This window comes from Paenibacillus sp. FSL W7-1279 (assembly GCF_037969845.1).
In the GTDB taxonomy this organism is placed as follows: domain Bacteria; phylum Bacillota; class Bacilli; order Paenibacillales; family Paenibacillaceae; genus Paenibacillus_AQ.
In genome coordinates this window covers 1,097,501-1,112,260 of sequence record NZ_CP150215.1, presented here as the reverse complement: position 1 = coordinate 1,112,260, position 14,760 = coordinate 1,097,501, and the positions used below count along the sequence as shown (strand labels likewise).

The window sequence follows — 14,760 nt, the reverse complement described above, 5'->3', positions numbered from 1 at the left end:
CTTCATGACAGGCCGCATTCCTTGTCGACTTCACCTTGCTTGTTAACTTTTTATGGCGCCTGATGTCAGTCCCGCGATGACGTAGCGGCTGAACAATAGAAACACAATGAGAAGCGGCAGCGTCGCCGTGAAGGTGGCCGACATGATCATTCCGAAATCAAGGCCGTCCTTATTGGTGAACAATTGCTGCAGCGCAATTTGAATGGTGTAATTTTCTCTGTTTTTCAATACGACGAGCGGCCAGAAGAAATCATTCCACACATTCATGAAATTCAGAATCCCCAGTGTAGCCATCGCCGGTGTTACGACAGGAATGGCGATGTTCCAGAAAATCCGGAAGTGTCCGCCGCCATCAATCCGCCCCGCTTCGATCAGCTCGGTATGAACGGCGGAAGCGATGTACTGCCGCATCCAGAAGATGCCGAAGGCATTGACCATGGCGGGTACGATCAGCGCTTTGTAGCTGTCGATCCAGTGCAGCTTGGCCATGATGACGTACTGTGGAAGCACGCCCAGCTGGGCAGGTACAAGCATCGTGGCAATGACAAAAACAAACAGCGTCTTCTTCAAAGGAAATTCATACTTGGCAAAAGCATAACCCGCCAGCGTACAGAGGAACACAACGGACAACGTAACGGCTGAAGACACAACGACCGAGTTCATCAACGCCCGGAAAAAATCCGTCCGCTCCAGCACGCGCGAGAAGTTATCCAGGAATTCCGTTCCGGGCGTAAGGAGCGGCGGAATATGAAATGCCGCATCCTTGTCATTCGTAGCCACGACAAACATCCAGTAGAACGGGAAGATCGAGACCAGTGCGCCAAGGATCATAAAGAGGTAGAAGAAGAATTTGGTGATAAAACCGGGTTCATCCGGTTTTTTCCGGCTTATGGCGACTGTGCTCATGCTTTTTTACCTCCCGTATCTTTACCTTCGCGGCCCACCATCATGTTTAATACCGAGAATAGAATGGTGGCGATAAACAAGAGTACCGCCGTTGCCGCAGCTGTACCGAAAAATCCGTTCTTAAATGCTTCATTATACAGATACGTGACCATCGTGACCCCTTCCTGCCGCGTAGAGCCCGTGCCGGACTGACCTAGGAATACATAAGGCTCCGTAAACAATTGGAGCGCCCCGATCGTCGATACCAAGGTAACGAACAGAATGAATGGCCGAAGAAGCGGCAGCGTGATATAGAGCAGCTGCTGGCCTCGGGTGGCACCGTCGATTTTGGCTGCCTCATAAATATCGGTCGGAATGCTCTGCAGACCCGACAGAAAAATAATGGCGTTATAGCCCATCCACCGCCACATGACCATGGACGATATTGCGATTTTGACTCCCCACCAGCCGGAGTTGAACGGTACGCTTTCCGCGCCGAAGGTGTTCAGGAGCCAGTTGACCATCCCGTTGTTGCCAAACATCGTACTGAATACCAGCGTTACGGCAACGATGGAGGTGATGTTCGGCATAAAATACAGAATACGGAACGTATTCTTGAATCTGTTCAAGGCCGAGTTGAGCATAACCGCAACAAATAATGCCACAATCAGCTGCGGCACGGTTCCCATCAAAGCCATAATGAGTGTGTTGCTGAAAGCGATCCAGAAGGTCGGGTCGCTTGTAATCAGCTCGTAGTTCTTGAAGCCGACGTACTTCATCGGTCCGAGTGCATCCCATTTGAAGAAGGACAAATAGATGGTAAAAAGAATCGGATACAGTCCAAAAATTGCGAACAAGATGAAGAATGGCGATATGAACGTATAAGCCGTAAACCGGCTGCGCACGGTCTCCGTCAACAAGCGCCGCCTCGGGGGCACCGGTTGCGGTGACTCTGCTGTAACTGTGTCTGCCATGAATGCACCTCCAGGTAGATAAGGATAAATCCGAATCCGAGCAAAGAGAGCTTCCTCCCTACTCGGATTCGGACGGATGACGGGCTGAATGAGCTGGCGAGGAATGCTCCTTTTCCTAGCTGCGATCAACCAGCGTCTTGATTTGTTTCATTGCGCTTTCCCATTCTTTTTGCGGGTCGGCTTTTTTCTCCAGCACGTTTTTGAGTGCGTTCTTGATAATCGTGTCGGTCTGGTCGTGAAGAGGTCCGTAGTAAACCGGCTTGATGCGTTCCGCCGACTTGGCATACGCTTCGGAAATGACTTGACCGCCGAAGAATTCATCCTTCTCCTCCGTGAATGAAGGCTCGCTATAAACCGCCGGGATGGATGGGAACAAGCCGCTGTCCTTGAACGATTTCAGCTGATTCTCTTTGTTAAGCACCCACGAGATGAATTCGTAAGCTTCCTTCGAATGTTTGCCTTCCTTCGGCAGGGTCAGGAACGAACCGCCCCAGTTGCCTGCTCCTTCAGGAAGCTGGGCAATCTGCCATTTGCCCGCGGTATCCTTCGCATTGCGGATCGTACCGGCAATCCAAGCCGGGCCGAGCATGACGCCAAAGTCTCCATCATTGATCGCTTTTTGCCATTCAGGAGACCACAGAATCCAGTTGCCGATCCAGCCTTCCTGAATTCCTTTTACCGTAAAGTCGTAAGCTTTTCTCACTTGCGGGTTCGTATCTCCGATAAAGGAGCCATCCTCTTTGTTGAAGTAGATTTGATCCGGGGACTGGTCGCGCACCCCGTTATATACCAGGTCCGTCAAGTCGGCGAACGGCTTTCCTGTTTTACTTGTGAAGTCCTTGGCTACGCTGGCGAATTTGTCCCATGAATCAATCGCTGCGCTAAACCCGTCCGGATCCGTCGGCAGTCCGGCTTGCTCTGCCAGATCCGTACGGTAATATACGACCGTAGGACCGATGTCTGTTGGCAGACCGAGTTGGAAGGTGCCGTCAACCGAAGTAGCCTGCTTCCATTTCCACTCCAGGTAGTTGCCTTCTAAGTCTTTAGCGCCAAGATCGTACAGATTGTAGAATTTATCCTGGTTGTTGATAAAACGCTCCATAAACGCGATTTCTAATTGGAAAATGTCAGGCGCGCCCGAGCCAGCGGACAATGCTGTCGTCAGGTTGTTGTGATGTGCGGTTTGGTCCGACGTATTCTGGAATTTGAACGTGATGTTCGGATGCTCCTTCGTATATTCCTTTGCCAGATCCTCATAGTTGGTTGTTCCCAGCGACCAGAAGGAGAGCTCGATTTTCTCTGTGGACTCGGTTCCTTCTTTCGTATTGCCTGTCTCTTCGCTGCTTCCTCCCCCCGGAGATTCAGCCGTACTGCTTCCGTTACCGCCCCCGCCTCCACATGCGGCCAGCGTAAACACCATGATGACACTCAGGAGCAGCAAGCTCCATGACTTAAACCTTTTCATCGTTCTACCCCTCTTCCATGAAACGTATTTTTCTTCTTTAGTCTAATGAAAGCGGCGCCAAATTTTGAGGTGGTAAACTTTCGAATTTGAGTTGAATTTATTACGATTCAGGCTCGGTCATCCAAAAATCGCAGCACAAAAAAACCGCATATCGTATGTCGATAGCGGTCTTATAGATATTAAGGGAATCATATCGTCCATTTGACGATGGAGCCGGCATAGGTCATTCCCCCGCCAAACCCGTAGAGTAAGACATGGTCTCCCGCTTTGAGCCGTCCTTCATCCACCGCCAGCTGAAGTGCAAGCGGAATGGAGGCTGCCGACGTATTCCCGCGGTACTCGACGCTGGTTAAAGTGCGATCCATTGTAAATGGCCCACGCTCGTTAATCGCCTCGATCATGCGAAGATTGGCGCTATGCGGGACAAACCAATCCACTTCCTCCGCGGTCATGCCTCCTTTGGACAGAAGAGATCGGACGCCGTCCGGAATGTTCCGAATGGCCCACTTATAAATTTCACGACCATTTTGAACAAGACAGCCGCTCTTTAATTCCGTGCCGTCCATTTGCTCAGAGAGCGCTGTTTTATACAGATGTATGCCGCCCTCCCCAAAAGTTCCCGATACAGATGCTATGACACTTGGCGAATCCTCATCTTTCTCCAACAATACGGCACCGGCGCCGTCCCCAAACAATACGCATGTCGTTCGGTCGGTGTAATCCGTAATCTTCGATAAGGTTTCTGCGCCGATAACCAGAATCTTACGGTAGGCTCCCCCGGATATTAATCCGTCAGCCATCTGGAGTGCATATACAAATCCCGCACAAGCAGCATTCAGATCCAGGGCACCTGTGCTTGCAATGCCCAGCTTCGATTGGACCCGTGAAGCTGTACTGGGAAAAGAATATTCCGGCGTGCTTGTGGCCACAAGAATCATATCAGCATCCCGCACGGTAACGCCGTATCGATCAACCATATCCTCTACAGCCTTGATGGCGAGATCCGACACGTACTCATCCGGGGCAGCAATCCGGCGCTCCCTCATGCCTGTTCGCTGCACAATCCACTCATCACTCGTTTCAACCATCTTCTCTAAATCCGCATTGGTTAATATCCGTTCAGGAACATAGGTCCCGATTGCCGTAATTCTTGACTTTGATTGGCTCATCGTTCACACCTCCAAGTTTATAACTATTATATCACCAAGTACTAGTACTTGGTACTAATTTATTTTTATATATGTTCATTACAGCCTTCACCAACTTCACCTGCATCTAAACACATAACAGCCATTCCACAAAAAAACCTTTATCGCGAAAGCAATAAAGGTTCTCTAAGCACGACTAGAAATAGACTTCCTCACCAACCGACATGGAATAAATGTGAAGATTGGGGTTCGGTGCTTCCTCTGTCAGACGGGCTCGTAACCGGTCCGTTTCTCCTTTGTCTGCATGGACGAGAACGGTATGCAGTGCCGGAACGCCGGTTATCATCTGACGCACATCCGCCAGGCCCTGGTGTACCTTATACCTGATTTTCGTGACAGAGCAGGCACCGTACGAAGCCGGATGTTGAAGGAGGCGATGTCCAAAGGTCCCCTGGGAAACATGGCCTGTGAGGAGAACCAGATTCCGGGTATCGCCGGACATCTGGCGGTAGTACCACTGCGCAAGCTTCGACTGCATCATCCCATCCGTTACGAACCATAGCGATGCCCCGTGCTTATGGAGCAAGGACACACGTTCCGCTTCGCTAGCGGGTACGATCCAATCGTTCCGGTTCAGCAATAACTCCAGCTGATCCCTCATTCCCTGATCGGATTTCTGGCTGCGAAGCCACTCCGAACGAGCAAGCAGTCGCTTCATTCCTTCGATCAGCGGCGCTTCGATCATGATCGGCACATTTCCCCAATTCCTGTATGCCCATAGGATCATTTCCTGCCCTCGGCCGGCGGCCGGCACCGGTATCAATACCTTCCCGCCAGTTTGCAGTGTGCTCTCAATCTTATATTCCAACTGCTTTAGCTTATCGGCCTGTGAAGTAGCGTCCGTCCCGTAAGCCGCATCCACTATAGCCAGATCCAGCAGCATGGAAGAGGACTTGTCTACCAGCGCTGGGCTGTCATCCTCAAGCAGCAGCGATTCCGATGTGTAGTCGCCAGAATAGAAGATCCGTTTTCCTTCAGCCTGTAACAAGAACCAGACAGCCCCTACCATATGGCCGCTTCGTCCCCACATGATCTCAACGCCCGGAAGCGCCTCAAACCATGTCAACTTCTCAGCCTCTTCCTCCAGATACCGGTAGCGGATCGCCAGCTGATCCTCCTCCATATAAGGAAGCTCTACGCCTGCCCTTGCCGTGTACTCTTTCCAGGAGGCAAAGTAGGCCGTTAACTGTGCTGCCGTCTCCCTGGTGGTCCATACCTCCCCTTGATAGCCAAGCCGGTACAGGAGCGGAATCGCCACCGAGTGGTCCTCGTGGGCATGTGACAGAAACACGGCATCCAGCTTCGGCACATGTTCTTGCTGGATCATGGGATAGTCCCCTGATCCTTCCTTCTTGACGCCGCAATCCAGGAGCAAATGGACCTGCCTGCCGCTTAGTAAATACGCGGAGCGGCCATGCTCGCCTGCACCGCCCCATACCGTCAGTTTCATCATGATGCATTCCACTTTCTTTTAGAATTCATAGCTTCGACCAGCAGTAACAGCAGCACCGTCATACCGACGGAGACAACGGCCATCGCCATCCCGAGAGATACCTGTCCCTGCTCAAACTGGGCAAAAATATACGTAGCCGATGTCTGCATCGATGGCGGCAGAATGAGCAGTGATCCGACCAGCTCACGTGAAGCAATCGTGAAGGTCATGATCCATCCCGCCAGCATGCCGGGCATAATCAGCGGCAGCAGAATGCGCCGCAGTACAAGCAGCGGACCACCTCCAAATACTTGACCCGCCTGAAACAGAGTACCGTCAATCTGCGTAAAACTGGCCTTTACATATTGCACCGTATAGGGGAGGAACAGCACGACGTACGTCAGCACCACCATCCCATAGGTATTGTAGAGCGTAACCGGCATCCATGGCGCATTCCAGAGCAGGATCAAACCGACCACCATCACAATGCCGGGAACCGTATTCGGCAAGAGACTTAACAGATCGATGACCCGCTGCATCCGTGCCTGGGACTTGCCGATCGTCAGGGCAAAACCGGTACCGAGCAGAACGGCAACGGTAGATGCTGCAAGCGACAGACCCAGACTGTTACCGAGCGCTTTCTGGCTGACCGATCCCCAGGACAGCAGTTCCTTGTAATGAGCAAGCGTCAGATTATCTAAGGACAATCCCGCTCCCCGGAGTTTCATCAGAGATGCCGCAATGACGGAAAAATAAGGAATGCCAACAGACAATACGAGCAGCAAACCGATGTAAAGAGCGCAGATGGCACCTTTGCTTCCGCGCAGCGAATATCTCTTGGAGCGCTGACCTTTGCCGCCGACTAGACGGTAGGTAAATCTCCGGCTGATCGTAGACTGCATGTACCACATCACCAGACAAACCGACAGCAGAACCGATGCCAGCGAGGTCGCTTTACCGAAATCGATGGGCCAGCTTGAAATATATTTGTGGATTTCTGAGGTCATTACATAATAGCCGATGCGACGACCGAACGTTGCCGGGGTGCCGAATTCCGCAATGGTTTTGACGAACACCAGCATCGCGCCCATGCCGTAAGAGGATAACAGCAGCGGCAGTATGATTCTTCTAAACCGGTATCCAGCGCTTGCGCCGTGAACCGCTCCGGCCTCCTCCAGATTACCGCCGATCCGAATCAGAGCGTCCCGCAGCAGCAGATAGAGAAACGGGAACAAATGCAGACTCATGATCAGCACCATACCTCCGAAGCTGAAGAAGGAATCACTCCATCTCGCGGTTCCCGGCAGCCACTGCTGCAAATATCCGCCCTTTTGCATAAACAGAATCCAGCCCATCGAACCGATATACGGCGGGGTCATGAACGGAATCATCAATATCACGTCCACCCACCGATGCTGTCCTAGCCGTGTTTTGGCCATCATCCAGGCGAGCGGCAGCGCGAGCAGTGTCGATCCTGCCACCACGCATACCCCCAGCCAGATGGATTGCAGCAAAATACCGGACAGCTCATGACCGGCTATCGTTCGTATCGGCGCCAGCCACTCGAAGTGTTGATCCGGGTATACACTTTGCCAGAAAATAAGCAGCAATGGCACACCGATGCCTATAAGAAGAAGAAAAAGGGCGAGAATAACGCCCATTTTTCGTAAATAACGCTGACTGTCCATGATGACAGGTCTCACTTTTCGGTTCACCTCACATTGCCTTCCTGTGCTTCACTCTAATACACTTACTTAAATACTTCGGAAAAACGTGCCGCCGTCTCATCCCCATGTTCGTTCATCCAAGCCCAATCCACTTTAAACACCGGAATATCCTTCAGATTGGTCCGGCCTTCAGCCTCCACATCCTCACGGCCCGGAATCAGATAGGCGTCCGCCACCAGTTTCTGTGCTTCGTCCGACAGCAAGTAGTCGATGAAAGCCTTGGCATTATCCACGTTCGGACTGGATTTCAAAATCGCAGCCGGTCTCGGGCTTACGACGGTTCCTTCCTCCGGGTATACAATATCAAGCGGCTCGCCTTTGGCTTTGGCCGAATATGCCATATAATCCACGCCTGCGGCAACCAAGCTTTTGGCACCGGTGATCACCGGGTCCAGCGCTTCCTGATTCGCTCCTGCCATAGCCGTGCCATTGGCTTTATAGTCCTCGAACAGTTTCCAGCCTGCGTCGCCCTTCACACTCAAATAGCCCGTGATAAAATCCAGCGCCGATCCCGACAGCGTCGGATCCGGAATATTGACCGCATCCTTCCACTCCGGCAAGCCCAAGTCAGCCCAGCTTTGAGGCGGCGCAGTGACCAGATTGGTGTTGTATACAATCCCCAGTGCCGATGCGCTAGTGCTGAAATAGTTTCCTTCGGCGTCGGACCAATCCTTATTCAGCTTGTCCGCATTCGAGGCTTCAGGATAAGGCAATGTCAGACCATCCGCCTTCAGCGCCTGTGCGGAGGGGAGAGATGCAAGAATGACAACATCCGCAACCGGATTCGATTTTTCCGCTTCCATCCGTGCCAAAATTTTGCCCGTTGTGCCTTGGAACATCTCTACCTTCACGCCGGTCTTGGCTTCAAAACCGCTCACAATATTGTCGGCAAGCTTTTGAGGACCAGCGCTGTATAGAACGAGCTTGCCTCCGACTTGCGTACTCTCCGATGCAGATGATTTGCCTGTATCCTGTGCCGGCATAGTAACGGAATCCCCATTTGGGGCACTGCCGCATCCAAACAGACTTAGGCTCATGACAGATGCCAGCAACAGCATCGCGCTTTTTCTCCGTAACTTCAATTGACTCATTTCTCCCCAACTCCTCTTCATCTTAGCCTGCAGCAGCAGGCGTGCGTTTTGCTGTATTTTGATGCATGTCTGTATTCTTATCAGGACTTGTTCCTTCACCCATCCGACAGACCTTATGTGGAGACACATACAGATCTACGCGTTCTCCGACAGACACCCTCTTGTCCAGGTAAGCGGTCCACTTGTCCAAGCCCTCCACCTGCAAGCGAATTTCGTATCGCTCGCCTACATAGCTCACGCTTAGCACGGTTGCCTGATAGCATACATCCTCCGTGCTTGTCCTGCTCCAGGTCACATGCTCCGGTCTCACCATGGAATGATCCACCGTCAGCCAATTGGACTTGCCGATAAACGAAGCCACAAAGGGATGGCTAGGTGTTTCATATATCATCTCCGGGGTTCCACGTTGCAGGACTTCTCCCTTCCGCATGACCACAATTTCATCCGACATCGACATGGCTTCCACCTGATCGTGTGTGACATAAAGGGCAGTCAGCCCCATATCCTTCACAAGCGACATCATTTCGATCCGCATTTCCTCCCTAAGCACCGCATCCAGCGCACTTAGAGGTTCATCGAACAATACCAGTGCCGGACGAATGGCTACTGCTCTGGCAAATGCAACCCGCTGCTGTTGTCCACCGGACAGCTGATGCGGATAACGTTCCTCCATCCCCTCTAAGCGGACCATGGCCAGCGCTTCGGTTACTTTTTGTCTGAGATCCGCCTTAAGCTTGGCCGCTTTTAATCCGAAGGCAACATTCTCGTATACCGTCATATGCGGCCAGAGGGCAAAATCCTGAAATACCATCCCGAAGTTGCGTTTGTGCGCCGGCACGTCAATCCTTTTGTTCATGGAGTAGATACACCGGTCTTCCGCATAGATTTCTCCTCCGTCCGGCTGTTCCAGCCCTGCGATCATCCTGAGCAGTGTCGTTTTGCCGCAGCCTGACGGCCCGAGCAATGTGGTGAATTGACCGTGACGCAGGTTTAAATCGGTAGGAAGTAACGCGGGTGTGCCCTGAAATGATTTTTGAATGCCCCTGATTTCGATATCCACTTTCGATCCCAACCTGTCTTCTTAAGCTATTTCCAGTGTAAGGGCTACGTTTAAGCGTTGTATTAGACTAATGTAAACTTGGAATTAACTTTTTGTTTGAATTCTGTTGATACTCATAGATTAAATCTATATAGAGAGCATAAATAAGGAATAATCAAGGGAGAGATATACGAATGAATCTGATGAAGCTGCAAATTGTGGAGCTGATCGACCGCCATCATCATATGACCAGCGTGGCAGAAATACTTGGCATTAAGCAGCCCACGGTTACTTTTCATATGAAGTCACTAGAAGAGGAACTACAAGTCCGGCTATTCGAGTCCCGAAGCGGAAAAACATTTCTCACCGAGGCTGGACAAGCTCTGCTGCATTATGCGGTAAAAATAAACGCGCTTGCCAAGGAGTCGGAACGAGTCGTCCGCGAATACGACAGCTTATATCGGGGAACGCTGCACATTGGAGCCAGTTATGTCCCTGCCACCTATCTGCTGCCCGCGATATTGAATACCTTTGCCCGTGAGTTTCCCGGTATACGGATCTCCTTATCCGTCAAGCCTTCACCGGTTATCCGCGACATGCTGGCCCGGCACCAGATTGATCTGGGCATTATTTCTTCTGAGCCCTTTACGGGTCCCAGTCTCCAAGCCGAGTCCTTGTGCAGGGATGATCTGACGCTAATATGTTCGCCCGACCATCCGCTGGCCAAAACGGATTCGCTGCAGCCCGAGCAGATCATTCGAACTCCCTTTGCCTTGCATGGAACCGAATCCAGCACGAGACAGCTGACGGACCTGTGGCTTGCGCAGCATGGTTTGCATATGAGGAGTCCGGTAGAGCTGGACTCGCTGGAAGCGATCAAGCAACTAGTGTTGTTGGGGGACCATATTTCCTTTATGTCGCGGATGGCGGTACAGCGGGAGCAGCAAGAAGGCTTACTGCACGTTTTGCCGATCCCTGGCCATCGGGCATCCCGACACATATTCAGCGTCCATAATAAGGACCGTCTACCTTCCGTCCAAATTCAGCGTTTTCAAGAGGTTTTGCGCGAAATGGGCAAACAATTGGAGCAAGTTCTGTAATATAGGGGAGATTATCTGTAAGCCATGTGGATGGATTAACAAAAAATGTATGTCACTATTCAATAATTCTATACATATTTGATACAGTCGCCCTCCCCCGTTAACAGCTCACAATTATTCAGCGTTTAAAGTAAGCTGTGTACCTAAATCCAGCTTATGGGAGTGATTGTATTGAGAAAGTGGAAACAGCTGACGTTGTCTTTCATGGTAGGTTTCGCGGCTCTAGGAAGTGGATTAACCGGACTCCAGACAGCGGAGGTTTCGGCCGCCGCCAATGCCGTGCCTTCGTATGAAGTGAAGCTCCTTGCCAAACCCGAAACCGTGCTGGAATCCGGTGGAAGCCTGCGGAGCGAAGTCATTCAAGCATTCGGAATAGCCTCTGTTCCCCAAGCGATCGGTGTAGCTTACTTTGACACGGACAATTTGGGGCTGAACGCCGAAGGCTGGGACGTCCGTTTTCGGAAAAAAGAGGATAAAGATAACTACGAGCTTACCTATAAGAAACGGTATCCTATCGTGAATGGAGATATTAACGCCGCACTTAGCTTGGCAAACCAGGAAGGCTTTGATGCTTCGGATGACAATTACGAGGCCGAGATTGATTGGGGCTACGGCAAACAAACGCTTAGCTTCTCCAACACCAAGAAAATAAGCACGAATACAACCGGCACTACGCTCCCATCCGAACAAGATGCCTTGGCTTTACTGCTGGACAAACTGCCAGGAAAGCTCAAAAAATGGTCCTCCCCGAATTGGGGTGAACAAGAGCTCTCACAGTCCCGAATCCATGGACCGCTGACGTTCTACCGCTATGAAGGAGCATGGAATGGCCAGAAAATGAGCCTCGAAGTTTGGCCTATTCGTAATGCAGACGGCACAGGAACCGAGAATTTGATCGAAATCTCTTTTAAAACGTCCGATGTCTCGGTTGCTTCCCAGCTCCGATCAGAGCTTATGGACACCCTCGAGTCTAACGGTTGGCTGCTTCCTGTGGACGGCTTGAAAACACAGCTGATATTGGAAAGATATTAAGCTAAGGAAACATGTTAGATAAGGAAGCTATAGGTAAAGAAAAGAAGGACGCCCCCTATGAGGGCGTCCTTCTTGCTGATGCGACTTGATTCTGTTCAGATGCTCGTAAGGGTATAACAAAAAAGGCCGCTATCGATGACTCGATAACGGCCTTTATGGTTGTTCGCTTGGCGACGTCCTACTCTCCCGGGACCCTTCGGTCCAAGTACCATCGGCGCTGGAAGGCTTAACGGTCGTGTTCGGTATGGGAACGCGTGGAACCCTTCCGCCATCGCCACCAAACGGTTCAGATGCTTGATCACCTGAAAACTAGATACGAAACGAAATTTGCGTTGATTAGAATCCGTAGCATTACCCGATATGGTATCGGGATCCCCGGAAAGTATTCGGCGTTGCTCCAAAGCTTCGCTTCACTTTTTGGGGTGTTTTATATGCTTACGTAGCGAGCTTTCTTTCAGAAAGCTTTTAGGATAAGCCCTCGACCGATTAGTATTGGTCAGCTCCATGCATTGCTGCACTTCCACCTCCAACCTATCTACCTCGTCGTCTTCAAGGGGTCTTACTAGTTGGGAAATCTCATCTTGAGGGGGGCTTCACGCTTAGATGCTTTCAGCGCTTATCCCGTCCGTACGTAGCTACCCAGCCATGCTCCTGGCGGAACAACTGGTGCACCAGCGGTACGTCCATCCCGGTCCTCTCGTACTAAGGACAGCTCCTCTCAAATTTCCTACGCCCACGACAGATAGGGACCGAACTGTCTCACGACGTTCTGAACCCAGCTCGCGTACCGCTTTAATGGGCGAACAGCCCAACCCTTGGGACCTACTTCAGCCCCAGGATGCGATGAGCCGACATCGAGGTGCCAAACCTCCCCGTCGATGTGGACTCTTGGGGGAGATAAGCCTGTTATCCCCAGGGTAGCTTTTATCCGTTGAGCGATGGCCCTTCCATGCGGTACCACCGGATCACTAAGCCCGACTTTCGTCCCTGCTCGACTTGTAGGTCTCGCAGTCAAGCTCCCTTATGCCTTTGCACTCTTCGAATGATTTCCAACCATTCTGAGGGAACCTTGGGGCGCCTCCGTTACTCTTTAGGAGGCGACCGCCCCAGTCAAACTGCCCGCCTGACACTGTCCCCGTACCGGATCACGGTACCAGGTTAGAACCTAGATACGATCAGGGTGGTATCCCAACGTCGCCTCCACACAAGCTGGCGCTCATGCTTCAAAGGCTCCCACCTATCCTGTACAGATCGTACCCAAATCCAATATCAAGCTGCAGTAAAGCTCCATGGGGTCTTTCCGTCTTGTCGCGGGTAACCTGCATCTTCACAGGTATTAAAATTTCACCGGATCTCTCGTTGAGACAGCGCCCAAGTCGTTACGCCATTCGTGCGGGTCAGAATTTACCTGACAAGGAATTTCGCTACCTTAGGACCGTTATAGTTACGGCCGCCGTTTACTGGGGCTTCGGTTCACAGCTTCGGATTGCTCCTAACCGCTCCCCTTAACCTTCCAGCACCGGGCAGGCGTCAGCCCGTATACTTCGCCTTACGGCTTCGCACAGACCTGTGTTTTTGCTAAACAGTCGCTTGGGCCTTTTCACTGCGGCCCCCTCGGGCTATTCACCCTACCGAGGCACCCCTTCTCCCGAAGTTACGGGGTCATTTTGCCGAGTTCCTTAACGAGAGTTCTTCCGCGCGCCTTAGAATTCTCTTCTCGCCTACCTGTGTCGGTTTGCGGTACGGGCACCTTCACCTGACTAGAGGCTTTTCTTGGCAGTGTGAGATCATGACCTTCGCTACTATAATTTTCACTCCCCATCACAGCCCAGCCTTATCGATGTGCGGATTTGCCTACACATCAGCCTCACTGCTTGGACGGACATCCATCAGTCCGCGTCACTACCCTCCTGCGTCACCCCATCGTTCATAACGGTTTACGGTGGTACAGGAATTTCAACCTGTTGTCCTTCGATTACGCCTTTCGGCCTCACCTTAGGTCCCGACTTACCCTGAGCGGACGAGCCTTCCTCAGGAAACCTTGGGCTTTCGGCGGATCAGATTCTCACTGATCTTTTCGTTACTCATACCGGCATTCTCACTTGTGTACTCTCCAGCGCTCCTTACGGTACACCTTCAACGCATACACAACGCTCCCCTACCCCTGATGCATACGCATCAAGCCATAGCTTCGGTGGTGTGTTTAGCCCCGTTACATTTTCGGCGCAGAGTCACTCGACCAGTGAGCTATTACGCACTCTTTAAATGGTGGCTGCTTCTAAGCCAACATCCTGGTTGTCTGTGCAACTCCACATCCTTTCCCACTTAACACACACTTGGGGACCTTAGCTGATGGTCTGGGCTGTTTCCCTTTTGACAATGGATCTTAGCACTCACTGTCTGACTCCCGGATATAAGTCTATGGCATTCGGAGTTTGACTGAGCTTGGTAACCCTTGCGGGCCCCGCACCCAATCAGTGCTCTACCTCCACGACTCTAAAGTTCCGAGGCTAGCCCTAAAGCTATTTCGGGGAGAACCAGCTATCTCCGAGTTCGATTGGAATTTCTCCGCTACCCCCACCTCATCCCCGCATTTTTCAACATACGTGGGTTCGGGCCTCCAGTGCGTGTTACCGCACCTTCACCCTGGACAGGGGTAGATCACACGGTTTCGGGTCTACGCCCACATACTCAGTCGCCCTATTCAGACTCGCTTTCGCTGCGGCTACGGCTTCTCGCCTTAACCTTGCATGGGAACGTAACTCGCCGGTTCATTCTACAAAAGGCACGCCATCACCCATAGATCG

General features: G+C 51.7%; 10 protein-coding genes and 2 rRNA genes (1 of these 12 running past the window's edge). 2 read left to right on the top strand and 10 right to left on the bottom strand.

The annotated features are described in order from the left end of the window. Positions 1-42 precede the first annotated feature (42 nt). From MKY82_RS04725 to MKY82_RS04690, 8 genes are all read right to left on the bottom strand, one after another. Positions 43-906: a carbohydrate ABC transporter permease gene (locus tag MKY82_RS04725; protein WP_339295588.1), complete on the bottom strand. Its 864-nt coding sequence runs from the start codon at positions 904-906 to the stop codon at positions 43-45. Continuing rightward, complete coding sequence (locus MKY82_RS04720; RefSeq protein ID WP_071221585.1) at positions 903-1,859, bottom strand: sugar ABC transporter permease; 957 nt, start codon at positions 1,857-1,859, stop codon at positions 903-905. Before MKY82_RS04720 ends, MKY82_RS04725 begins: the two co-directional genes overlap by 4 nt. Before the next feature lie 115 nt (positions 1,860-1,974). Further along, the gene (locus MKY82_RS04715; RefSeq protein WP_071221586.1) at positions 1,975-3,324 is read right to left on the bottom strand and encodes an extracellular solute-binding protein; all 1,350 of its coding nucleotides are present in this window, start codon (positions 3,322-3,324) and stop codon (positions 1,975-1,977) included. Between the two features lie 188 nt (positions 3,325-3,512). Beyond that, entirely contained in the window at positions 3,513-4,493 is a 981-nt protein-coding gene (locus tag MKY82_RS04710; RefSeq protein WP_339295587.1) for a ketoacyl-ACP synthase III, read from the bottom strand. Between the two features lie 175 nt (positions 4,494-4,668). Beyond that, the gene (locus MKY82_RS04705; RefSeq protein ID WP_194540945.1) at positions 4,669-5,985 is read right to left on the bottom strand and encodes an MBL fold metallo-hydrolase; all 1,317 of its coding nucleotides are present in this window, start codon (positions 5,983-5,985) and stop codon (positions 4,669-4,671) included. Then, positions 5,982-7,652 carry an iron ABC transporter permease gene (locus MKY82_RS04700; RefSeq protein ID WP_339296635.1) on the bottom strand — a complete coding sequence of 557 codons (1,671 nt, stop codon included), beginning with the start codon at positions 7,650-7,652 and terminating at the stop codon, positions 5,982-5,984. The genes MKY82_RS04705 and MKY82_RS04700 overlap by 4 nt, the downstream gene beginning before the upstream one ends. 62 nt (positions 7,653-7,714) lie before the next feature. Further along, entirely contained in the window at positions 7,715-8,782 is a 1,068-nt protein-coding gene (locus MKY82_RS04695; RefSeq protein ID WP_339295586.1) for an ABC transporter substrate-binding protein, read from the bottom strand. Positions 8,783-8,804: 22 nt separating this feature from the next. Beyond that, the gene (locus MKY82_RS04690) at positions 8,805-9,842 is read right to left on the bottom strand and encodes an ABC transporter ATP-binding protein (RefSeq protein WP_339295585.1); all 1,038 of its coding nucleotides are present in this window, start codon (positions 9,840-9,842) and stop codon (positions 8,805-8,807) included. Positions 9,843-10,015: 173 nt separating this feature from the next. Here MKY82_RS04690 and MKY82_RS04685 point away from each other — a divergent pair, with 173 nt between their 5' ends. Continuing rightward, positions 10,016-10,921: a LysR family transcriptional regulator gene (locus tag MKY82_RS04685; RefSeq protein WP_339295584.1), complete on the top strand. Its 906-nt coding sequence runs from the start codon at positions 10,016-10,018 to the stop codon at positions 10,919-10,921. Positions 10,922-11,077: 156 nt separating this feature from the next. Then, positions 11,078-11,953: a hypothetical protein gene (locus tag MKY82_RS04680; protein WP_339295583.1), complete on the top strand. Its 876-nt coding sequence runs from the start codon at positions 11,078-11,080 to the stop codon at positions 11,951-11,953. A gap of 165 nt (positions 11,954-12,118) precedes the next feature. Here the strand turns inward: MKY82_RS04680 and rrf are convergent. Beyond that, positions 12,119-12,235: ribosomal RNA gene (rrf, locus tag MKY82_RS04675) — 5S ribosomal RNA — on the bottom strand. 184 nt (positions 12,236-12,419) lie between these two features. Further along, positions 12,420-14,760: ribosomal RNA gene (locus MKY82_RS04670) — 23S ribosomal RNA — on the bottom strand; it runs 588 nt beyond the window's last position.

Excerpts from the sequence above, each read along its gene's own strand:
- MKY82_RS04725 (WP_339295588.1), bottom strand. The coding sequence starts at position 906 with ATGAGCACAGTCGCCATAAGCCGGAAAAAACCGGATGAACCCGGTTTT.
- MKY82_RS04720 (WP_071221585.1), bottom strand. The coding sequence starts at position 1,859 with ATGGCAGACACAGTTACAGCAGAGTCACCGCAACCGGTGCCCCCGAGG.
- MKY82_RS04715 (WP_071221586.1), bottom strand. The coding sequence starts at position 3,324 with ATGAAAAGGTTTAAGTCATGGAGCTTGCTGCTCCTGAGTGTCATCATG.
- MKY82_RS04710 (WP_339295587.1), bottom strand. The coding sequence starts at position 4,493 with ATGAGCCAATCAAAGTCAAGAATTACGGCAATCGGGACCTATGTTCCT.
- MKY82_RS04705 (WP_194540945.1), bottom strand. The coding sequence starts at position 5,985 with ATGATGAAACTGACGGTATGGGGCGGTGCAGGCGAGCATGGCCGCTCC.
- MKY82_RS04700 (WP_339296635.1), bottom strand. The coding sequence starts at position 7,652 with ATGGACAGTCAGCGTTATTTACGAAAAATGGGCGTTATTCTCGCCCTT.
- MKY82_RS04695 (WP_339295586.1), bottom strand. The coding sequence starts at position 8,782 with ATGAGTCAATTGAAGTTACGGAGAAAAAGCGCGATGCTGTTGCTGGCA.
- MKY82_RS04685 (WP_339295584.1), top strand. The coding sequence starts at position 10,016 with ATGAATCTGATGAAGCTGCAAATTGTGGAGCTGATCGACCGCCATCAT.
- MKY82_RS04680 (WP_339295583.1), top strand. The coding sequence starts at position 11,078 with ATGGGAGTGATTGTATTGAGAAAGTGGAAACAGCTGACGTTGTCTTTC.